The sequence below is a fragment of the Pseudoclavibacter terrae genome (assembly GCF_008831075.1).
GTDB lineage: Bacteria > Actinomycetota > Actinomycetes > Actinomycetales > Microbacteriaceae > Pseudoclavibacter > Pseudoclavibacter terrae.
In genome coordinates this window covers 12,370-31,920 of record NZ_WBJX01000006.1, presented here as the reverse complement: position 1 = coordinate 31,920, position 19,551 = coordinate 12,370, and the positions used below count along the sequence as shown (strand labels likewise).

Below are 19,551 nucleotides of genomic sequence, written 5' to 3'. Positions count from 1 at the left end.
TCGGCGAGTTCGGGCGCACATCGAGGCGACGGCTCCACGCGGGCCTATTATTCGAGGTGTGCAGAGCATCAAGTGCCCCCGTTGCGCGTCGCTCGTGATGCTCGAATCGCTGTCGTGCGCTGCCTGCGCGACACCCATCGCGTTCCACGACGAGACCCAGGCCTTCGTCGACGTGAGCGGCGGCCCGGTCCTCATCGACGGCAGACTCTGGCGCGCGTGCGGCAACCGAGACTGGCAGTGCAACTGGCTCGTGGAGGACGGGATCGCCACGGCGTCGTGCCTCTCGTGCCGGCTCGTTCGCAGGCGCCCGGATCTCGACGACACGCTCGCGCTCGAGAAGCTCGCGGAGGCCAACGCGGACAAGCGTCGTCTGCTCGCGCAGTGCCTGCACCTGCGGCTGCCCGTCGAGAGCTACGCAGATCGCGAGGGTGGCCTCGGCTTCGACCTGCTCTCCAGCCGGAGCTCGGGTCAGCGCATCACGATCGGGCACGCGAACGGCATCATCACGATCGACCTGGCCGAGACGCTGGACGCGCACCGCGAAGCGCTCCGCGTACGTCTTGGTGAGCCGTACCGCACCCTGCTGGGCCATTTCCGGCATGAGATCGGGCACTACTACCAGTCGATCCTGCTCGACGACGAGGCGCTGCTCTCGGAGTGTCGCGAGCTGTTCGGCGACGAGCGAACGAGCTACCGTGAGGCGCTCGACCGCCACTACCGGCTCGGAGCGCCAGCGGGCTGGTCGGCCTCGTACATCTCCGAGTACGCGACGATGCACCCCTGGGAAGACTTCGCGGAGACCTTCGCGCACTACCTGCACATCCTCGGCTCACTGTGGACGGCGGCCGCGTCGAACGTGCACCTGCAGCCGTCGACGACCCCCCTCGCCGACTACACGGAGGAGCCCATCGAGCGGGTGCTCGCCGACTGGCACGAGGTGTCGCTCCTGCTCAACCGCTTCAGCCGGGCGATGGGCCAGAACGACCTCTACCCGTTCGTGCTGAACGCCCCAACCGAGGTCAAGCTCGGCTTCATGCACCGCATCGTGACGCGCATCACTCGCCGGGCGTCCACGACGAGCTGAGCGGAAGGGCAGCGGGGTTCGTGCGCCGCACGATCTCCGTCAGCACGCGCTTCGTCTGCTTCTCCCCCACCCACAGGTGCCGTCCTTCGTCGACGGGCACCAGCTCCAGGTTGGGGAGGTGGGCGATGCGCTCCGCCGCCTCATCCGGCTTGAGGAAGTCGTCATGCTCCGGGACGACGAGCACCACGGGAATGGTCGCGTCCGCCCAGCGGTCCAGCTCGGTCTGGCTCGTGCGGCGCAGGGGCGGGGAGAGCAGGACGAGCCCCTGGACATCGGGGTGCTCGTGCCCGTGCTTGAGCGCCAGCTCGGTGCCGAAGGACCAGCCGACGAGCCACGGGTTCGGCAGCCCACGCTCGCGGACGAACGCCATCGCCGCCTCCACGTCGGCTCGCTCCGTCTCGCCATCGCCGAACTCCCCGTCGCTCGTGCCGCGAGGCGACGTGGTGCCGCGCGTGTTGAAGCGGATCACGGCGAGGTCCGCCTGGGCGGGGAGCCGAAGGGAGGCCTTGCGGAGCACGTGCGAGTCCATGAACCCGCCGGCGGTGGGCAGCGGATGCAGGGTGACCAGTGTGGCGACCGGCTCCCGGTCGAGCGGCAGCGCCAGCTCGCCGACCAGCGTGAGACCGTCGCTCGTGCGCAGCTCGATCTCCTCGCGGCGTGCGGGGAGTTCCGTGCCGCTCCTGATCTCGACCGTGGTTGCTTCCGTGGGGGTCTTCGATGCTTCAGTCACGCCATCCTCCAACAGTGGTTGTGCCAGTGGCGGCGGGCCGCCAGGGCCTGCTCGTCGCCGAGGATGCCCTCTGCCCGCCAGACGACGACGTGCGCGACGCCGGCCTCGACCGGGTTCGGGCAGCCGGGGCAGACGTAGTCCTTGACGGCTCGCACCGCGGAGATGGGCTGCACGGTGTACGAGATGCCCCGGCGCACCTCGGTGCGCCGCCATCCGTCGCGCAGGTGCTCGAGCTCGTCAGCCGCCCCTGTGGCTCGATCCGCGGCGGCCTGCTGCCGCTTCGCCGCACGTCCGCCCCTCGCTCGAGACGCGGATTCCCCACCTTGGCGGCGGGAGCGGTTCGAGCGGGGCATGCCGACCATTCTAGGAAGTCCGTCCGCACCGGACCGACAGACAACGCCGCGTGACCCGGAGGTCACGCGGCGTTGTCGGTTGTGCGCTCGGGGTGTCGGGCGTCTCAGTACCAGTTGTTGGCTTCCGAATGCGCCCAGGCGCCGCACGGGGTCCCGTAGCGGCCCTTGATGTAGTCGATGCCCCAGCGGATCTGCGTCGCGGGGTTCGTGCGCCAGTCGGAACCGTGGGTGGCCATCTTGCTGCCAGGCAGCGACTGCGGGATGCCGTAGGCACCGGACGACGGGTTCTCGGCGGCGGCGTTCCAGCCGGACTCGCGCTGCCACAGCTTCTCGAGGCACGCGAACTCGCCGGTCCCCCAGCCCATCGACGCGACGATGTCGGCGGCGACGGCCTTCGAAGTGCCGGGATCCGGTGCCACGTAGTCGGGGCTGCTGTACGAAGACGACGAGGAGGAGGAGGATGACGACGAGGAGCTGGACTCCTCTTCCGTTGGCGTCGGGGTGGGAGTCGGTGTAGGCGTCGGCGTGGTCACGACGATGCCGGCCAGGTCGTTGCTGCGCGGTTCAGCGCTCGGGGCTGCGGCGCCCTCGTCAGCAACTGCTTCCTCGTCCTGAGCCTCGACTGCGGAGACGAGGCTGACCTGGTATCCCTGAGCACCGGCAGCGGTGAGATCCGCGACGCTCGGCGCGATCGCCAGCGCCGGCGAAGCGCCTCCGGCGACGCCAGCCTGCAGGACAGCGGTGAGCGCCAGTGCACCGACTGCGGTGCTCGCTGCGATGGGGACGATGATCTTCGCCCGTGAGCGTCGTGCGGCTGTCGGACGCGCTGCTCGCGTCGAGCCGGTTCGCTGCAACGTGGTCATTGATCTCCCGGGGTTGGAACTAGGGACTCACCGAGGATAACGGAATGGTCACGGAATGGCAACGAAAGCGGCGTCAGCCGGTCGGGCACGCTGACCGAGCTGCGACGCTGCGGGAGTCGCGCAAGGCCGAGTGGCGGCCTAGTAGCAGCTCCACTGACCCCAGCCGGCCTTGGCCTGCAGCATCTTCGCGCGCATCGTCTGCTCCTCGACCGAGGCCTCAGACGGCAGACCTGTCCCGCCAACGGACTGCCAGGTCGGGATCGAGAACTGGTAGAGGCCGTAGTAGCCGGCAGGGTTCACGGCGGCCGGGTTTCCGCCGGACTCGCACTGCGCGATGCGCGCGAGCGTCGCATCCACGCTGGGGTCAGACGACACGTTCGCCTCTTCGTACGAGCTGCCGCCGGACGAGCTGGTGTCCGGCGACGGCGCCTTGGGTGCCGGGGCGGGCTCCGGCTCCGGCGTGGGGGTCGGTGTCGGCGTGGTCACGACGATGCTCGCGATGTCGCTCGTGCGGGCGTCGGAGGCCTGCGCCTCATCGACTGCCGAGACGAGACTCACGGCGTATCCCTGTGCGCCGGCCACGGTGAGCTCGTCGACGGATGCGACGGAGAGCACGCCGCTCTCACCATCGTTCTGAGCGCCCAGCTGCACCGTTGCGGTCACCGCGAGGGCCGCGATCGCGAGCCCGGCCAGGGTTGGCACGACGACACGAGCGCCGATGCGGCGGCCGAGGCCGGCGGGCCGAGAGGCCCGGGTGGAGCCGGTGCGGATATCTGTCGTGGTCATGCGGGTACTCCCAGGTGGTTCGCGTGTGCGCGGTCTTCAACTGCGGCGGTGCTGCGGCCAGGCCGAGCAGCGCCCCAGGACTCAGTAGGAGCCGTTGTGCTGGTTCCAGGCTGCGCAGGGGGTGCCCCACGCTCGGTCGATGTAGTCGATGCCCCATTTGATCTGCGTGATCGGGTTCGTCTTCCAGTCGGCGCCCATGGTGGCGAGCTTCTCGGCTGGCCAGGACTGGGGGATGCCGTAGGCACCGGATTCGGCGTTCTCAGCCAGGTAGTTCCAGCCGGATTCCTTCATCCAGAGCTTGTCGAGGCAGGACATCTGGTCGGGGCCCCAGCCGTACTGGGACTTGACCATCTCCTCGGTGATCTTCTTGAGCGACGCTGGATCGGTCGGCACGACGTCGATGCTGACTCCCAAGCCCCGGTCGTCGATGGCGGTGCCCTGCGACGTCTCGCCTGAGACAGCCAGGACCGCGTACGCCTGAGCCTGCTCCTGCGAGATCTCCTGCAGGTTCGGGCCGATGGACGCGTCCGCTGAGGCTGTGGCTCCGGTACCCGTGAGCGTCGTCACGGCGATGGCTCCGACTGCGACGACGCCGAGGGCCGCGGACCCGAAGATCGCGGCGCGGCGCTTCGCGCGCTGCTGACGGCGCTGACGCGCACGCTCACCGCGCGTTGCAGTGGGTTCCGGCATGGAGCTCCATCCGACGGGTCAAGGGGACCCGGCAATCGTAACGGGAAGGTCACGATTTGACAACGCTCAGGCCAAGTGGAGGTGCGAGGAGGACCTAACGAATCGCCAGCATGACATCGATGACGGCGTCGATGAGAAGGTCGACCTGCGTCTCCTTGTAGCCGTGGCGCTTCGGCGTGAACGCCACTCCCCTGACCTCGCGCAACGACATCGCCGTACCGCCACGCAGGAAGTCGGCGAGACGACCCGAGAACTCGTCCACCTCCTTGACGTCGTACCCGCGCTGCAGGACGGAGACGCGGTCGAAGCGCTCACCGTCCTCGCGGCGCAGTCGCGCGAGCACCGCGCGGGCCGTCGTCTTGGTCTCGCGGAGGAAGACCTCCCGGCCGACACGCTCGATGTGCTCATCGCGTTCGCGGATGGCGACGGCGTCTTCGAGACGCTCGAGGGCAGCATCCACGTGTGGGGCGGAGTACCCGCCCTTGCGCATCGTGAACGCCGTGTGGCGGATGCTGCTCGTTGACAGGCGCTTGCCCTGCGTGCCGTTGTCGAAGTTGTCGTAGCGCTGCCGGGCGACGCGGAATGCACGGTCGACCTCTTCGGCGTCGTAGCCGAGAGTGCCACGAGGTGCCAGAGGGAATGAAGTGCTGCTCACGCCGACCATTCTGCCGCATCGTGGGCGAACATGGCGCAGGCTCCCCGGCGGGGCACTACCAGAGCGTCGAGTCGGCGCTCCAGAAATACAGTGCGAAGGCCATGGCCCCCGAGGGGAGGATCGAGTCGATGCGATCGAAGAAACCGCCGTGACCCGGCAGCCAGGAGCTCATGTCCTTGATCTTCAGGTCGCGCTTGATCATCGACTCCGTGAGGTCCCCAGCGGTCGCCGTGATCAGGAGCAGCGGGCCCATGATCAGGCCGAACCACCACTGCTGGTCGAGGAGGAACAGGCTCACGAGGATGCCGACGACCACGGAGGTCAGCGCCGCACCCGCGAACCCTTCCCAGGTCTTCCCTGGGCTGATCTTCGGCGCGAGCTTGTGCTTGCCGAAGTTGAGCCCGAAGACGTACGCGCCGACGTCGACCGCGACGACGATGATGAGGAAGCCGAGCACCCACCATTGGCCGTCTTCCTGAGCCGTCAGGAGCACCGTGAACGAGCCCAGGTACGAGACGTAGATGAGGATCAGCGCAGCGGCCAGGAAATCAGCCCAGACCGCCTTTCGAGGCGGACGATCCCTGGAGACGGAGGCTTCGACGAGCCGCCACACGGTGACGACCAGCACGCCGACCAGCAGCGCGATCCATTGACCGACGACCTCGAGGAAGTAGGCGGCGGGGATGATGGCGACCGCCGCGGCGACGAGCGGGATGCGCGGCACGTCGCGGCCGGCTCCGCGCATCGCGCTCGCCAGCTCGATCGTCGCGAAGACGACCATGGCGATCGCGAACGGGATGAACAGCTCTTTGATGAAGATCAGGCTCGACAGCAGCAGCGCGCCGAGGACCACCCCGAACAGCACCGCGAAGGCCAGGTTGCGCCCGCTGCGGGCGTTGATCGCGTCGTTGCGCGCGCGCAGCTTGTCGCGTTGCTCTCGCACCTGCGTCCGCGCGTTCTGGGCCCTCGACTCCAGGTCGTGGAGGATGTTCGCGCCGGTGTCACCGAGTCGCGACTGGGAGCGGAGCGGCGCCAGCGGCGGGGCCAGCTCACCGTCCGAGAGGGTGGGGAGCTCACGCGATGCCACAGGTTCCCCGACGACGGGCTCCGCGCCGCCCTCACCGGCAGCCGGGCCGAAGGCGCTTGACGTCTCAGGCGCTTCGGGCTCCGTCGCCGAGTCCCGGACCTCCGGGTCCGGACGTTCGCCGGGGTCCACCCCGTCACTCCCAGTCGTCGACACGAGCGATTAGACCTCGAGGAGCTCGGCTTCCTTGTGCTTGGAAGCCTCGTCGATGCGGTCGATGTGCGCCTTCGTGAACGTCTCGAGTTCCTTCTCGCCGCGGGTGATGTCGTCTTCGCCGACCTCGTCCTTGAGCGCTTCGAGGTCGGTCTTCGCCTTGCGGCGGATGTTGCGGACAGCGACGCGGGCTTCCTCGGCCTTCGTCTGAACCAGCTTCACGTACTCCTTGCGACGGTCTGCCGTGAGCTCCGGCATGACGACGCGGATGAGGTTGCCGTCGTTGCTCGGCGTCACGCCGAGGTTCGGGCGGGAGACGATCGCCTTCTCAATCTCCTTCAGCGCCGACTTGTCGTAGGGCGTGATGACCAGCACGCGCGCCTCAGGCACCGCGATGGAGGCGAGCTGCTCGAGCGGCGTGGCCGTGCCGTAGTAGTCGACGGGGATCTTCGTGAAGAGCTGCGGGTTCGCACGCCCGGTCCGCACCGTGGAGAAGTCTTCCTTCGCGTGGTCGACAGCCTTCGCCATCTTGTCTTTGGTCTCAGTGAGCACGTCGTTGATCACGGGGTGTCCTTTCCAGGGCGTTCTGCATCATCCTACCGAGGTGGTGGGATGCGCACGCTACGCGCGAGGGCGCGGCGTGCTGACGAAATTGTCGCGGGGTGGCGGTGTCTGGCGCGGCGGCTAGTCCAGGCTCGACGTGACGAGCGTTCCGATGTCCTCGCCCAGGATCGCGCGGGCGATGTTGCCCTCGGGGCTCATGCCGAACACGCGCATGTCCATGCCGTTGTCCATGCAGAGGCTGAAGGCCGTGGAGTCGACGACCTTGAGGCCACGCTGGAGCGCATCCTGGTAGGTGACCGAGTGGAGCAGCTCCGCGGTCTCGTCACGTCGGGGGTCCGCGGTGTAGACACCGTCGACGCCGTTCTTCGCAACGAGCACCACGTCAGCTCCGACCTCCAGGGCGCGCTGAGCGGCGACCGTGTCGGTCGAGAAGTACGGGAGGCCTGCACCCGCGCCGAAGATGACGACGCGCCCCTTCTCCATGTGGCGCTTCGAGCGCAGCGGGATGTACGGCTCTGCGACCTGGCGCATCTCGATCGCCGACTGGACGCGGGCGGGGGTTCCTGCCTGCTCGATGAAGTCCTGCAGCGCGAGGGCGTTCATGACGGTGCCGAGCATGCCCATGTAGTCAGCTCGTGCGCGGTCCATGCCGGCGTTGGCGAGCTGCGCGCCGCGGAAGAAGTTCCCGCCTCCGACGACGATGGCGACTTCCACGTCGCGTGCAGCAGCGGCGATCTCCTTGGAGATGCTCGTGAGCACCTCCGGATCGACACCCATCTTGCCTGCACCGAACGCTTCGCCAGAGAGTTTGAGGAGAACGCGTCTGCGCGGGGCCTGTGGTGACATGTGTGCTCCTTGTGGGGTCGCTGATCGTCCACGAGCCTACCTTGTGCCGAACGGGCGCACGTCTCAGGCGGGCTCCCGCCCTGCTGGCCGGAGACGCGAAACGGGGCCGGATGCAGTTGCATCCGGCCCCGAATTCGTGAACGTCTGGCGTTACGCGCCGACGCGAATGCGACCGAAGTCGACGACGTTGACGTTTGCGGCGTCAGCGATCTTCTTCACGGTCTGCTTGTTGTCGCGAGCGTAGTCCTGCTCGAGGAGCACGATCTGCTTGAAGAAGCCGGTCAGGCGTCCTTCGATGATCTTCGGCAGGGCGGCCTCAGGCTTGCCCTCGCTCCGCGAGATCTCCTCGACGATGACCCGCTCCTTGTCGATTGCCTCGGCAGGGACGTCCTCACGAGTGAGGTACTGGGGGTCGAACATCGCGATGTGCTGGGCGATGCCGCGAGCCGTAGCCGCGTCGTCGCCCTCGTACGCCACGACGACGCCGACCTGCGGTGGCAGGTCCTGCGAGGTGCGGTGCAGGTAGATCTCGAAGTTGGCTCCCTTGAGGAGAGCCACCTTGCGGAGCTCCATCTTCTCGCCCAGGATCGCAGCGACGCCGTCGATGGTCTCCTTGACGGTCGTGCCATCGACGGGGGCGGCGAGCGCCTCCTCGAGGGTCGACGCGCCAGCGGCGGCCACAGCATCGAGCACCTTCTCGGAGAGGGCGATGAACTTGTCGCCCTTCGCCACGAAGTCGGTCTCGGTTGCGAGCTCGATGAGCGTCGCGGTGCCGTTTCCGTTGTCCTTCGCGGCGACGAGGCCCTCACTGGTGGAGCGGTCAGCGCGCTTCGCGTTGCCCTTCGCACCCTTGAGGCGGAGGATCTCGACGGCCTTTTCCTTGTCGCCGTCGGCCTCTTCGAGCGCCTTCTTCGTGTCGACCATGCCAGTACCGAGCTGCTCGCGCAGCTCCTTGACATCAGCGAGGGTGAAGTTAGCCATGTGTGGGGTTCTCCCTAGTGCTTGAAGTTACTTGGACTCTTCGACGGCTTCGACAGCCTCGACCGCTTCAGCGGACTCGGTCGCCTCAGCGGGCTCAGCTGCTGCTTCGGTCTCAGCGGCCTCGGCAGGTGCCTCGACGACCGCTTCAGCGGCAGGAGCGTCGCCCTGCAGCAGGTCGCTCTCCCACTCGGCGAGCGGCTCGACCTCGGCCTGGCCCTCGGTCGGCTTCTGGTGGCGCTGGATCAGGCCCTCAGCCGCGGCGTCGGCGATGATACGCGTGAGCAGTGCAACGGAGCGGATGGCGTCGTCGTTGCCCGGGATCGGGTAGTTGACGTCGTCCGGGTCGCAGTTCGTGTCGAGGATCGCGATGACCGGGATGCCGAGCTTCTTGGCCTCGTCGATCGCGAGGTGCTCCTTCTTGGTGTCGACAACCCAGAGCGCCGAGGGCGTCTTCGAGAGGTTGCGGATACCACCGAGCGACTTCTCGAGCTTGTCACGCTCGCGACGCTGGATGAGGAGTTCCTTCTTGGTGAAGCCGCGCGTCGTGTCGTCGAAGTCGACGAGGTCGAGCTCCTTGAGACGGTTGAGGCGCTTCTGGACGGTGCCGAAGTTGGTGAGGAGGCCACCGAGCCAGCGCTGGTTCACGTAGGGCTGGCCCACGCGCGTCGCCTGCTCGGAGATCGACTCCTGTGCCTGCTTCTTCGTGCCGACGAAGAGGATGGTGCCGCCGTGGGCGACCGTCTCCTTGACGAAGTCGAATGCAGCATCGATGTAGCCCAGCGACTGCTGGAGGTCGATGATGTAGATGCCGCTGCGCTCGGTGAAGATGAAGCGCTTCATCTTCGGGTTCCAGCGACGGGTCTGGTGCCCGAAGTGGACGCCGCTGTCGAGCAGCTGGCGAATGGTGACGACTGCCATGGTCGTTCTCCCTTGTGGAATGCGCATTGCTGCGCGCGGTTGTTCTCTGCGACCGGCGGCCGCACAGCCTGGTGCCCGGCGCGCATCCGCTCTCGCACCGCAGCGCGGGAGACCGATGGATGCACACCTCGATGGGCACGCGAAGTCAGCCCGCTGAGCGGGCTGCTGGGCACAGTCTACACACGCGGAGTGTCGCGGGGAACAGCGGGGGCACCCTCGACTTCGGTGTTCCCGCGCTTGGGGACAAGCGTCGTCCACAGGCGGCGGACCTCACCCGTCGACGTGGTCCACGTGCCAGCACCATGACTGCATGCACCGACCATCCCCACTCCGACAGGCCACCACCCGCAGGGTCCAGACCCTCCGAGTGCTGTTCATCGCGGTGCTCATCGGCAGTGCGCATCTGGTGACGGCACCGCAGGTCTCGGCCGAGCCGAGCGGGTGGCGGTGGCCCGTCGAGGCGGCCCCGCAGGTCACGCGCCCGTTTGCGCTCGACACTCCGTACGGACCCGGCCACCGCGGCATCGACATCGCCGCCGACCCAGGGAGCGAGGTCTTCGCCCCGGCCGCAGGAGTCGTCAGGTTCGCCGGGTACGTCGTCGACCGCCCGGTGCTCTCGGTCCAGCACCCCGATGGAGCGGTGACGAGCTACGAGCCGGTCGTCTCCGACCTCGCCCCCGGAGCTCCGGTCCTGACCGGGCAACGTGTCGGCGTGCTCAGTCCCGATCACCGACATACGCCGGACGGCTCGCTGCACGTGGGCCTGCGCCTGGCGGGCGTCTACCTCGACCCTGGGCCGTCCTTCGATGCCCTCCGCCCGAGGGCCGCGGTCCTGCTCCCCCTCTCCCGGTGAACAGCTGCCGGTGAACAGCCGGCGACCACACCATCTCCACCAGAAAGGCACCACATGTCTCCTTTTCCTCGACGCCGCTCGCGAACCGCGGACGGCATCTCCCCTGACCGGCATCGAGCGGCGCGCGCCCTCCTGGGCCGCCTGTCGCGAGCCGGAGCCGGAATCGTCATGCTCGCGATGGCCGCGACCTTCCTCATCTTCTCGGGGGCGCAGTCGGCGAGCGCGGCGGCCTACGGCCCGGGCTTCGACGATGCTCAGAACGGTGGGAGAGGGCGGATCGGCGCCTACAGCTTCGAGGGACACAACGTGTACTGCCTGCAGCCGTGGCTCCCACGCCCGCTCGACGAGACCACGAAAGGCGATGTGGTGGACGGCCAGCAGTTCCAGATGAGCGACGACAGCACCGCGCGGGTGAACTGGGCGATCTCCACGCACGGGCAATCGGCTGACCCCGTCGTGACGAGCGCCGTCGCGATGTTCGTCTGGTCGTTGGCCGCCCCGGACAGCTACGCCAGTCACGGGACGAGCGGCGACGAGCACTACCTCGGACGAGTACCCGCAGACCGGAGGGGCGAAGTCAGCAGCACGCTCGCGACCATCCGCGAGGGGGCGACGAAGGTCGGAGCGCGAACACTCGCGAATCACTCGGGCAGCCTGCAGTTCACCACCGATGCCGCCGATGCCAAGAAGGGCACCGTCACGCTGTCATCAGATCTCTCAGGCGCCACCGGCACGGTAGTGCTCTCGGGCGCGACCTTCGCGTCCACGGGAACCGACACCGCGACGCTCACCGTCGGGGAGGCGTCACCCATCGTGGTCTCGTCGGCCGGCTTCGAGCGTGGCCCGGTCACCGTCAGCGCTACGGCGAAGGTCACCTCGCCGACGGAACCATGGGCCGCGAAGATCCTGCTGCTTCACACCCCGGGTGCGCAGCTCCTCGGAAGCAGCGGAGGCACTGTCCCCGGCGAGTTCACCGCCGTCGGCCAGGACCGCGTTCCCCGAGTGCCGACACCAGCGCCGACCCCCACAGCCACAGCGACAGCGACAGCGACAGCCTCGCCGACGCCGACACCGACGCCGACGCGCACCGCGGCTCCCCCGCGCATCCCAAGCCCAACGCCATCCGTGACGGCAGCACCGACGACGACGCAGGTCCCGACCACGACGCCGACACCGACTCCCACCCAGACAGCTGCATCGAGCGTCACGCCGACGCACAGCACCAGTCCGATCACGACGCCACCGCCCGCCTCACCCGCTCCGCCGACGACAGCACCGACGGCGAAGCCGCCTGCACCCACCACGAAGCCCGTACCCCAGAGCACCACAGAAGCGGGCACACCTTCGAGCACACCCAGCGTCGCACCGACGTCGGGCCCAAGCACCTCGCAGAGCCCGACAGCGAGCGCGACAGCAGCATCAACCGCGGCACCACCGCGCACCCCGTCCGCGTCGCCCACGTCGATGCCTGCCGGCACGGCGGCCGCAGCACCGACAACGCCGACGAGCGCCCAGCCGGAGACTCTCGCCCAGACCGGGGCAAGCGCCGTGAGCTGGCCGCTCCTCCTCGGCGGTGGCGCGCTCGTCGTCGGCGCGCTCGCACTGGCCTGGGGATTCTTGAGCCGGCGACACCAAGCCTGACACCCCTCACGAGCACGAGCGACCGGATGCGCTCGAGCGATCACCGCCCCGCTCCCGCCAAGAGCGCAGACCGCGGGCCCAACCCGAGAAAGGAGCCGCCATACCCAGGATGAGAAGCACACCCGCGCATGCGCGCCGCGACGGACAGACCCACCCGTCGCGGCGACGCGCACGCCCCAGCCCCGCCCACTCACTCACCAGGACCCGCGGACGGCAGCCCCAGCCCCAGCCCCCGACGGACGCGGACGCGGACGCGAACGGCATCACCATCGGGGCACGCGCCCCGCCCGTGCGGCCGTTCAGGCTCTCGGGTGCGCCTGCACGTACGAGGCCTTCAGCCGATCCGCCGAGACGTGCGTGTAGATCTGCGTCGTCCCGAGATCCGAGTGACCGAGGATCTCCTGCACAGCCCGCAGGTCGGCTCCCCCGTCAAGCAGATGCGTCGCCGCCGTGTGTCGGAACGTGTGCGGCCCAGACGGACCCCCACCCGGCGCGACACCGAGCACGTCCCGGGAAAGGGCGTACACCGTGCGGGCATCCACCCGCCCACCTCGCACGCCCAAGAACAGGGCCCCACCAGACCGAGGCTGCTCCAGCAACGGTCGACCAGACGAGAGCCACCCATCGATCGCCTCCGCGGCGTGAGCGCCGAACGGGACAACACGCTCCTTGTCGCCCTTGCCGACGACCCTGACGACGCGCCGGCCGAGATCGACGGCGCCGACGTCCAGCGAACAGCACTCCGAGACGCGGATACCGGACGCGTAGAGCAGCTCGATGATCGCGAGGTCCCGCACCTCAACGGGGTCACCGCTCGACGCGCGATCCGCGAGCGCATCGAGGATGCCACGCATCCCCTCGGCCGACACCACCCGGGGCAGCGTCGAGCCAGCCTTCGGGCTCTTCAGGCGACGAGCAGAGTCCGCAGCGCGTCCCGTCTCCTCGAGCCACGACGTGAACCCCCGGAACGAGGCCGCCATGCGAGCGATGCTCGACGCGGCCTTCCCCGCCTGCGTCTGCTGCCACAGCAGGTCCCGGAAGACCTCGAGGTCGAGGGCGTCGAGGGCGTCGACGCCCTCCCGCTCGCAGAAGTCGAGCAGCAGGCTCAGATCGCTGGCATACGCCTTGGCCGTGCGCGGCGAGAGTCCGCGCTCGGCACGCAGCGAGCGCAGGTACGTGTCGACCGCAACCGAGAGCTCCCGCATGCCGACCATCGTAGGTCGCCGCCCGGGTGACCGGGCGGCGACTCGAGCAGATGCCTACTTCGCGTGCGCCGCCTCGGAGGACGAAGGCTTCGCGGGCTTCGACCCGTCCCGCGGATCGGCGGCGTGCGACGGCTTCGCGTGCGCCGGCCGCCGGTCGCCGAGAACAGCCCTGCTCGGCCACCAGAAGCGGTCACCCGTCAGGAACGCGAGCGCTGGCACGATCACCGTGCGCACCAGCAGCGTGTCGAGCAGCACGCCGACGCAGACGATGATGCCGATCTGGGTGAGCGTGATCAGCGGCAGCACGCCCAACGCGGCGAAGACCGCGGCCAGCAGGATCCCGGCGCTCGTGATCACCCCGCCCGTCGCCGAGAGCGACCGGATCATGCCGTTCCTCGTTCCGTGCTTCACCGCCTCCTCGCGTGCCCTCGTCACGAGGAAGATGTTGTAGTCGACACCGAGGGCCACGAGGAACAGGAAGCTGAACAGCAGCACGGACGTGTCGAGGGCCGGGAAGCCGAAGACGTTGGTGAACAGCAGCCAGCTCGCCCCCACTGATGCGAAGAACGAGCCGACGACGGTGAGCAGGAGCAGAATCGGCGCCACGAGAGAGCGCAGCAGCAGCAGGAGCACGACGAAGACGACGGCGAGGATCAACGGGAACAGCAGGAGCTGGTCGCGGTCCTGCGCGGCCTGCTCGTCGAGCGCCTGCGCGTCGAGCCCTCCCACGATGGCCCCCGCCCCGTCGATCTGCGACAGCTCGGCACGCAGCCGTTCCACCGTGGCGAGCGCTTCCTCGGTCTCCGCAGGAGACGAGAGGCCGACGTCGATGCGCGTCAGAGTTCCGTCGGAATCCCCCACCGTGGCCGACGCGACGCCCTCGATCTCCGAAGCCCGCTGTGCCACCGAGTCGGCCTGGTCAGCCTGCGAGACGACGATCGCGGGGGCGCCAGCCAGGTCGGGGAAGTGGTCGTTGAGCAGCTCCTGGCCGACAACCGCCTCCGGAGTCGACGTGAAGCGCTCCGTCTGCGCGAGGCCGACCTTGATGCTCGGCGCGATGGCCGCGAGCGCGATGAGCACGACGATGCCCGCTCCAGCCACGATGGCAGGCCGCTTCGAGACGCCCGTGCCGAGCTTGAACCAGAAGCCCTTCCCGTGCGTGTCGTCGCCGACTCGAGGCACCACCGGCCAGAAGATCCCACGGGGGAACAGGACGAGCGTCGCAGGCAGGAGCGCAAGCGCGAAGGCCATCGCGACGACCACGCCGATGGCGCAGGCCAGTCCCAGTACGACGTTGCCGCCGAGCGAGGCGAAGAGGAGCGTCGCCAGGCTCAGCGCGACAGTGCCACCGCTGGCGATGATGGCGGGACCGGCTCCGCGGAGCGCCGTTGCCATGGCCTCGCGCCGATCTTCCGAGACGCGAAGCTCGTCGCGGTACCTGGCGATGAGAAGGAGGGCGTAGTTCGTGCCCGCGCCGAAGACGAGCACCGACAGGATGCCCGTGATCGACGCATCCATCGTCAGGTCGAAGGCGCCAACGATGCGGGTCGAGACGATCCCCGCTACGCCGTCGGCGAGACCCACGACGGAGAGCGGGATGAGCCAGAGCACCGGGCTGCGATAGGTGACGATGAGGAGGAACGCCACGACGAGCACGGTGACCGTGAGCAGCGTGAAGTTGGCGCCCTCGAAGACGGCTGCGATGTCGACGGCGAAGCCCTCTGGCCCGGTCATGACCGGGATCAGGCCCTCTGGGAGTCCGTCTGCCGCTGCGGCGCGGAGCGCTTCTGCTCGCGCGGACTGCGCTTCCACGTCGCTCGTCGCGTCGAGGGGCACCGTGAGGATCATGGCCTCGCCGTCTTCGGCCGGGAAAGCTGGCGGCAGGGCCTCGACTCCGGCCGCTTCGGCGATGCCGGGGCTCGCCGCGGCGACGGCGGCGAGGTCGTCGGGTGTGAGCGCCTCGCCCTCGCGGTGGAACACGAAGAGCGCGGCCGAGCTGTCCTCGGTCTCGAAGGATGCGAGCGCCTCCTCGACCTTCGCCGACTCTGCGGATGCGGGCAGGTCGCCCGCCGGTGCCACGTCTCCGCTCTCACCTGAGCCCCAGAAGAAAGCGAGACCGCTGAGGGCGACGAAGACGGCGATGACGATCGCACCAGTCGCCTTGCCGGTGATGAATCGAATGATCCCGCCCATGGTCGAACCGCCTAAATCCACTAGTAATCAATTTGCTTAGCTAACTTAGCGCTAGGATGGATGTCATGCAATCCGGGGATGAGCGGGGTCGCGCGTTTCCGCGCGTCCATGAGTCGACGGCGCTGCTACGCGAGATCCTCACGATCTCGGACGAGTACGAGGTGGTCGTCGCGAAGGAACTCGATGTGAATCACACCGATCTGGTCGCCATGCAGCACCTCATCTCGTCGGGTCATCTCACGCCGTCCGACATAGCGCGGCGGCTGGGCATCACGACTGCTGCGGTGACGGTCGTGGTCGATCGGCTCGTGAAGGCGGGCCATGTGCGCCGGGAGCCGAACCCAAGCGACCGTCGCGGTGTGCTCGTCGTGCCCGACGAGGGGTCGACCGCGAAGGCTCGCGGCCTGCTCGCGCCGATGATCATGGACATCGACTCGGTTGCCCAGGAGTTCGATGAAGGCGAGCGCGAGGTCATCGTCCGCTACCTGCAGGGCGTCGTGTCGAGCTACCGCGAGCACCTGCAGCCGCCGCGCTGACCACGACTGCCCGGGGGCGAGGGCATCCGACTCGTCGTCATCGTCTCGTGTTCGGCGCTTTCACCCATCCGGCGGCCGTCTCGCGAGCGAGCTGATGCGTCTCGAGCTCGGCGAGACCCGCGGCGGTCTCGGCTGTCGTGAGCCCGGCCGAGGAGCCGACGGCGTCGATGCGCTGCGGTCTCCCGACTCGCAGGGCGTCCTTCGCGCGAACGGCGTTGGAGGAGAGCCGCTCGCTGACGTCCCCGACTGGGCCGCGCTCCCCCGGCCACGAAGCGCCGTCCGGCAGCGCCAGCTCAGCCGTCTGGCCCTGTCCGAGCATCTCGACGATGTCGTCGACGGAGGTGATGAGCGTCGCGTCCGTCTCCCTGAGCAGACGATGACAGCCCACGGATGCCGCGCTCGTGACGGGGCCAGGCACGGCACCGAGTGGTCGTCCGAGTGTGAGCGTGTGGGCGGCCGTGTTGGCGGCACCGGAGCGACGGCCCGCCTCGACCACGACCGTGGCGGAGGCGAGGGCGCTGATGATCCGGTTGCGCTGGAGGAACCTCCACCGGGTGGGCGCCTGGCCGACCGGCAGCTCCGAGACCAGCGCACCCTGCGCGATGATGCGCTCGAGCAGCGCACGGTTGCCCTGCGGGTAGAGCCGATCCGGGCCGCCCGCCAGCACCGCGACCGTCGCGGCGTCTTCCGCGAGCGCGACGCGGTGGGCGACTGCGTCGATGCCGTACGCCCCGCCGGAGACGAGCGCGTAGCCGCGGTTCGCGAGCCCGCTCGCCAACCGCACGGTGACGTCTTCGCCGTACGTGGTCGAGGCTCGGGCTCCGACGAGCGCCACTGAGGGGGCGAGCCCCCGAAGGGTGTCGACGGAGCCGCGCACCCAGAGCGCGCACGGGGCATGCGGTCCGAGGTCGTCGAGCTGCGTCGGCCACTCCGGGTCGCCCGGAAGCACGGCCAGCACCCCGAGCTTCGCTGAGTTTCGCAAGATGGCCAAGGTCCGGTCGATATCGAGGCGATCTCGCCATCGCTCGAGGGCGGAGGCGAGGTCGGCGAGTGGGATCCCCGCCCCGGATCCGCGCTCCCTGGCCCGCTGCAGCAGCGCACCCGAGGTGACAGCGTCGAGAGCCGCGACTGGCCCGAGCGCTCCGAGGAGGAGCCCCGCAGTGGCATCGCCTGGTTCGACGGTGCACGACCAGGCGAGTTGCGCGATGCGGGCTCGAACCTCGTCGTCCCCCGTCGCGTCGGTGCCAGGCTTGCTCACCCCCGAGAGCGCCACGCGCATCTGGTCGACGTCGGGCCGACCGTGACGGGTCGCTTCCGCAGCTGCGGAGGACTGGTGGGTGCCGGGTTCGAACGGTGTGTGCACGGCGAGCTACCCCAATCTGATTCGGTAGGAGAGTGCCTCCTGGACGTGCTGGAGTTCGGGGCGACGCACCCCGGCGAGGTCCGCGATCGTCCAGGCGACCCGGAGCACACGGTCGTGCCCGCGCATGGTGACCTGCCCGCGCTCGAGCGCAACCGCGAGCGGCGCGTACGCCTCTCGCGTTGGGCGGTTGGCGGGCGTGCGGAGCCATCGTGAGATGACTCGGGCGTTGAGGCTCCAGGGCGTGGCGGCCAGGCGTTGGCGTGCACGCTGCCTGGCCAGGCTGACCATCTCCCGCGCATCGGCGGTGCTGGTGGTCGATCGTGCGCCAGAGCTGCCAGGTTCTTCGAGCTGCGCCTCGTGGTCGACGAGTCGGGCGCGGGCGGCGGAGACCCGCTCGACGCGCAGCTGGAGGTCGATCCGGTCGAGCAGCGGACCTGAGAGGCGGGCGAGGTAGCGGCGTGGTGCGGATGCGTCGCAGCGGCAGTCCGCGTCTGGGTCGCCGTGGTTGCCGCAGGGGCAGGGGTTCGCGGCCAGCACGAGCTGCATCTCGGCCGGGTAGGCGGCTCTCCCCTGCGCACGGTGGATCTCGATGACGCCGTTCTCGAGTGGCTGCCGCATCGAATCGAGCGTGTGGCGCGAGAACTCCGGGGCCTCGTCGAGGAAGAGGACTCCGCCCGTCGCGAGGGAGATGGCACCGGGGCGGATCATGCCGCTTCCGCCTCCGAGCAGCGCCACTGTCGATGCCGTGTGGTGCGGTGCTTCGAAGGGCGGACGGCGGTCGAGGCGTGCGGCCAGCGGGATGCCGCGGAGCGAGCGAACCGCGGCAAGCGTGACGGCCGCCTCCGGCTCGAGGTCGGGGAGGATGCCGGGCAGCCGCTCCGCCAGCATGGTCTTGCCTGCGCCTGGTGGCCCGAGCATCAGCAGGTGGTGGCCGCCGGCTGCGGCGATGACGAGGGTGCGCACGGCCGCTTCGTTGCCGACGACGTCGGAGAGGTCCAGCGCCGTGTCCTGCTCGTGCTGCTGCAGGTGCTGGTGCGGGCGGGCGCTGTCGCCTGGCTGCTCTTCCCGTGCGGTGGACCTGGCTGCGGGGCTGGAGGGATACTCCAGCTCCTCCGTGAGGTCGTCGGCGTCCGCGCCGTAGTGCAGCGCTACGGCCCGGAGCGAGGCGACGGCGACCACGCGGATGTCCTCGACGAGCTCCGCCTCGGCTTTCGAGTCCGCCGGCACGACGACGGTGTCGAACCCCGCGGCGCGGGCGGCGGCGACGGCCGGCAGCACTCCGACGACCGCTCTCACCTGCCCGGTCAGCGAGAGCTCCCCGATGTGCACGGCCCTGGTCGGCGACTCGGCGGAGATGATGCCGGCCGCGGCCAGGAACGAGACGGCGATCGCGAGGTCGAACCCGGCGCCGTGCTTGCGCAGCGACGCCGGGTACATGTTCGTGATGACTCGGCTGGCCGGCAGCGGGCATCCAGAGCTCTGCAGGGCCGCCCGGACTCGCTCGCGCGCTTCCCCGAGCGAGGTGTCGGGAAGCCCGACGAGCTTGAAGAACGGCAGCCCGGGACTGATCTGCGTCTCGACCTCGACGAGCTCACCCCCGAGCCCCTCGAGCGCGATGGCCACCGAATGGCCGACCGTGCCCTGCGTCATGCGCCGACCCCAGCAACGTGCTCCAGGTTGGGCGCTCGGTCGTGCGGTGCGACCACCGCGATCACATCGAGACGCATCGCACCGCGCTCCTCGGGATGCGCGAGCATCCAGAGGCCCGCGAGTCGCCGCATGCGCGCGAGCTTCACGGGTGTGATCGCCTCGAGCGGATGCCCTGCCGCGGTCGAACGCCTCGCCTTCACCTCCGTGAACACGATGTAGCCGCCCTGCCGCGAGACGACGTCGATCTCGCCCTCTCGACAGCGCCAGTTCCGCTCCACCACATCGTGGCCGTGCTCCTCGAGGTACGCAGTCGCGAGATTCTCTCCGAGCCGCCCCAGCTGATCCTTGGCACGCATCCGCACCACCTCCCTTGCCGGGAGTCTGGCCCGCCACGAGCCACCGT

At 69.1% G+C, this 19,551-nt stretch carries 20 protein-coding genes; 4 read left to right on the top strand and 16 right to left on the bottom strand.

Translation table 11 applies throughout. From position 1 onward, the window contains the following. Nucleotides 1-58: 58 nt before the first annotated feature. Nucleotides 59-1,084, top strand: a complete 1,026-nt coding sequence (locus tag F8O03_RS15525) for a zinc-binding metallopeptidase family protein (protein ID WP_244296329.1) — start codon at nt 59-61, stop codon at nt 1,082-1,084. Here the strand turns inward: F8O03_RS15525 and F8O03_RS15520 are convergent. The 11 genes from F8O03_RS15520 to rpsB all read right to left on the bottom strand — a co-directional run bounded on the left by F8O03_RS15520 (nt 1,056) and on the right by rpsB (nt 9,707). Further along, entirely contained in the window at nt 1,056-1,814 is a 759-nt protein-coding gene (locus tag F8O03_RS15520; RefSeq protein WP_151424678.1) for an alpha/beta hydrolase, read from the bottom strand. The genes F8O03_RS15525 and F8O03_RS15520 overlap by 29 nt on opposite strands. Then, nucleotides 1,811-2,167, bottom strand: a complete 357-nt coding sequence (locus F8O03_RS18465; RefSeq protein ID WP_244296328.1) for a hypothetical protein — start codon at nt 2,165-2,167, stop codon at nt 1,811-1,813. Before F8O03_RS18465 ends, F8O03_RS15520 begins: the two co-directional genes overlap by 4 nt. A 104-nt stretch (nt 2,168-2,271) precedes the next feature. Continuing rightward, on the bottom strand, nt 2,272-3,030 hold the full coding sequence (locus F8O03_RS18295) for an aggregation-promoting factor C-terminal-like domain-containing protein (RefSeq protein ID WP_208851884.1): 759 nt from the start codon (nt 3,028-3,030) through the stop codon (nt 2,272-2,274). Nucleotides 3,031-3,168: 138 nt separating this feature from the next. Beyond that, nucleotides 3,169-3,816 carry a transglycosylase family protein gene (locus F8O03_RS15505; RefSeq protein ID WP_151424677.1) on the bottom strand — a complete coding sequence of 216 codons (648 nt, stop codon included), beginning with the start codon at nt 3,814-3,816 and terminating at the stop codon, nt 3,169-3,171. An 81-nt stretch (nt 3,817-3,897) separates the two neighbouring features. Next, nucleotides 3,898-4,506 carry an aggregation-promoting factor C-terminal-like domain-containing protein gene (locus F8O03_RS18540; protein ID WP_151424676.1) on the bottom strand — a complete coding sequence of 203 codons (609 nt, stop codon included), beginning with the start codon at nt 4,504-4,506 and terminating at the stop codon, nt 3,898-3,900. Nucleotides 4,507-4,600: 94 nt separating this feature from the next. Beyond that, the gene (locus F8O03_RS15495; protein WP_244296327.1) at nt 4,601-5,161 is read right to left on the bottom strand and encodes a DivIVA domain-containing protein; all 561 of its coding nucleotides are present in this window, start codon (nt 5,159-5,161) and stop codon (nt 4,601-4,603) included. A gap of 55 nt (nt 5,162-5,216) precedes the next feature. Continuing rightward, nucleotides 5,217-6,377, bottom strand: coding sequence for a phosphatidate cytidylyltransferase (locus F8O03_RS15490; protein WP_244296326.1), 1,161 nt, complete (start codon nt 6,375-6,377; stop codon nt 5,217-5,219). A gap of 30 nt (nt 6,378-6,407) precedes the next feature. Then, on the bottom strand, nt 6,408-6,962 hold the full coding sequence (frr, locus tag F8O03_RS15485; RefSeq protein WP_104253187.1) for a ribosome recycling factor: 555 nt from the start codon (nt 6,960-6,962) through the stop codon (nt 6,408-6,410). A 120-nt stretch (nt 6,963-7,082) separates the two neighbouring features. Further along, nucleotides 7,083-7,808 carry a UMP kinase gene (gene pyrH, locus F8O03_RS15480; RefSeq protein ID WP_104253188.1) on the bottom strand — a complete coding sequence of 242 codons (726 nt, stop codon included), beginning with the start codon at nt 7,806-7,808 and terminating at the stop codon, nt 7,083-7,085. A 150-nt stretch (nt 7,809-7,958) separates the two neighbouring features. Continuing rightward, nucleotides 7,959-8,789, bottom strand: a complete 831-nt coding sequence (tsf, locus tag F8O03_RS15475) for a translation elongation factor Ts (protein WP_104311347.1) — start codon at nt 8,787-8,789, stop codon at nt 7,959-7,961. Nucleotides 8,790-8,816: 27 nt separating this feature from the next. Beyond that, nucleotides 8,817-9,707 carry a 30S ribosomal protein S2 gene (gene rpsB / locus F8O03_RS15470; protein WP_151424675.1) on the bottom strand — a complete coding sequence of 297 codons (891 nt, stop codon included), beginning with the start codon at nt 9,705-9,707 and terminating at the stop codon, nt 8,817-8,819. A 310-nt stretch (nt 9,708-10,017) separates the two neighbouring features. On the opposite strand from rpsB, the gene F8O03_RS15465 reads away from it, so the two are divergent. Further along, nucleotides 10,018-10,560: a murein hydrolase activator EnvC family protein gene (locus tag F8O03_RS15465; RefSeq protein ID WP_151424674.1), complete on the top strand. Its 543-nt coding sequence runs from the start codon at nt 10,018-10,020 to the stop codon at nt 10,558-10,560. 54 nt (nt 10,561-10,614) lie between these two features. Then, the gene (locus F8O03_RS15460) at nt 10,615-12,201 is read left to right on the top strand and encodes a hypothetical protein (RefSeq protein WP_151424673.1); all 1,587 of its coding nucleotides are present in this window, start codon (nt 10,615-10,617) and stop codon (nt 12,199-12,201) included. A gap of 299 nt (nt 12,202-12,500) precedes the next feature. On the opposite strand, the gene F8O03_RS15455 is transcribed toward F8O03_RS15460, so the two are convergent. Then, nucleotides 12,501-13,406, bottom strand: coding sequence for a tyrosine recombinase XerC (locus F8O03_RS15455; protein WP_244296325.1), 906 nt, complete (start codon nt 13,404-13,406; stop codon nt 12,501-12,503). 54 nt (nt 13,407-13,460) lie between these two features. Further along, nucleotides 13,461-15,599, bottom strand: coding sequence for an MMPL family transporter (locus F8O03_RS15450; RefSeq protein ID WP_151424671.1), 2,139 nt, complete (start codon nt 15,597-15,599; stop codon nt 13,461-13,463). A gap of 65 nt (nt 15,600-15,664) precedes the next feature. Between F8O03_RS15450 and F8O03_RS15445 the strand changes: the two genes are divergently transcribed. Further along, the gene (locus tag F8O03_RS15445) at nt 15,665-16,135 is read left to right on the top strand and encodes a MarR family winged helix-turn-helix transcriptional regulator (RefSeq protein WP_104253194.1); all 471 of its coding nucleotides are present in this window, start codon (nt 15,665-15,667) and stop codon (nt 16,133-16,135) included. A 37-nt stretch (nt 16,136-16,172) separates the two neighbouring features. Here the strand turns inward: F8O03_RS15445 and dprA are convergent, their stop codons facing one another. The 3 genes from dprA to F8O03_RS15430 are packed head-to-tail and all read right to left on the bottom strand — an operon-like array spanning nt 16,173 to nt 19,504. Beyond that, nucleotides 16,173-17,498 carry a DNA-processing protein DprA gene (gene dprA / locus F8O03_RS15440; protein ID WP_244296324.1) on the bottom strand — a complete coding sequence of 442 codons (1,326 nt, stop codon included), beginning with the start codon at nt 17,496-17,498 and terminating at the stop codon, nt 16,173-16,175. 6 nt (nt 17,499-17,504) lie between these two features. Beyond that, nucleotides 17,505-19,148: a YifB family Mg chelatase-like AAA ATPase gene (locus tag F8O03_RS15435; RefSeq protein WP_151424670.1), complete on the bottom strand. Its 1,644-nt coding sequence runs from the start codon at nt 19,146-19,148 to the stop codon at nt 17,505-17,507. Next, entirely contained in the window at nt 19,145-19,504 is a 360-nt protein-coding gene (locus F8O03_RS15430) for a YraN family protein (RefSeq protein WP_104253196.1), read from the bottom strand. The genes F8O03_RS15435 and F8O03_RS15430 overlap by 4 nt, the downstream gene beginning before the upstream one ends. Nucleotides 19,505-19,551: the final 47 nt, after the last annotated feature.

Coding starts and splice junctions, on each gene's coding strand:
- F8O03_RS15430 (WP_104253196.1), bottom strand. CDS start 19,504: ATGCGTGCCAAGGATCAGCTGGGGCGGCTCGGAGAGAATCTCGCGACT.
- F8O03_RS15505 (WP_151424677.1), bottom strand. CDS start 3,816: ATGACCACGACAGATATCCGCACCGGCTCCACCCGGGCCTCTCGGCCC.
- F8O03_RS15455 (WP_244296325.1), bottom strand. CDS start 13,406: ATGCGGGAGCTCTCGGTTGCGGTCGACACGTACCTGCGCTCGCTGCGT.
- F8O03_RS18465 (WP_244296328.1), bottom strand. CDS start 2,167: ATGCCCCGCTCGAACCGCTCCCGCCGCCAAGGTGGGGAATCCGCGTCT.
- pyrH (WP_104253188.1), bottom strand. CDS start 7,808: ATGTCACCACAGGCCCCGCGCAGACGCGTTCTCCTCAAACTCTCTGGC.
- F8O03_RS15460 (WP_151424673.1), top strand. CDS start 10,615: ATGTCTCCTTTTCCTCGACGCCGCTCGCGAACCGCGGACGGCATCTCC.
- F8O03_RS15450 (WP_151424671.1), bottom strand. CDS start 15,599: ATGGGCGGGATCATTCGATTCATCACCGGCAAGGCGACTGGTGCGATC.
- F8O03_RS15465 (WP_151424674.1), top strand. CDS start 10,018: ATGCACCGACCATCCCCACTCCGACAGGCCACCACCCGCAGGGTCCAG.
- tsf (WP_104311347.1), bottom strand. CDS start 8,789: ATGGCTAACTTCACCCTCGCTGATGTCAAGGAGCTGCGCGAGCAGCTC.
- rpsB (WP_151424675.1), bottom strand. CDS start 9,707: ATGGCAGTCGTCACCATTCGCCAGCTGCTCGACAGCGGCGTCCACTTC.
- F8O03_RS15435 (WP_151424670.1), bottom strand. CDS start 19,148: ATGACGCAGGGCACGGTCGGCCATTCGGTGGCCATCGCGCTCGAGGGG.
- F8O03_RS18540 (WP_151424676.1), bottom strand. CDS start 4,506: ATGCCGGAACCCACTGCAACGCGCGGTGAGCGTGCGCGTCAGCGCCGT.
- F8O03_RS18295 (WP_208851884.1), bottom strand. CDS start 3,030: ATGACCACGTTGCAGCGAACCGGCTCGACGCGAGCAGCGCGTCCGACA.
- F8O03_RS15445 (WP_104253194.1), top strand. CDS start 15,665: ATGCAATCCGGGGATGAGCGGGGTCGCGCGTTTCCGCGCGTCCATGAG.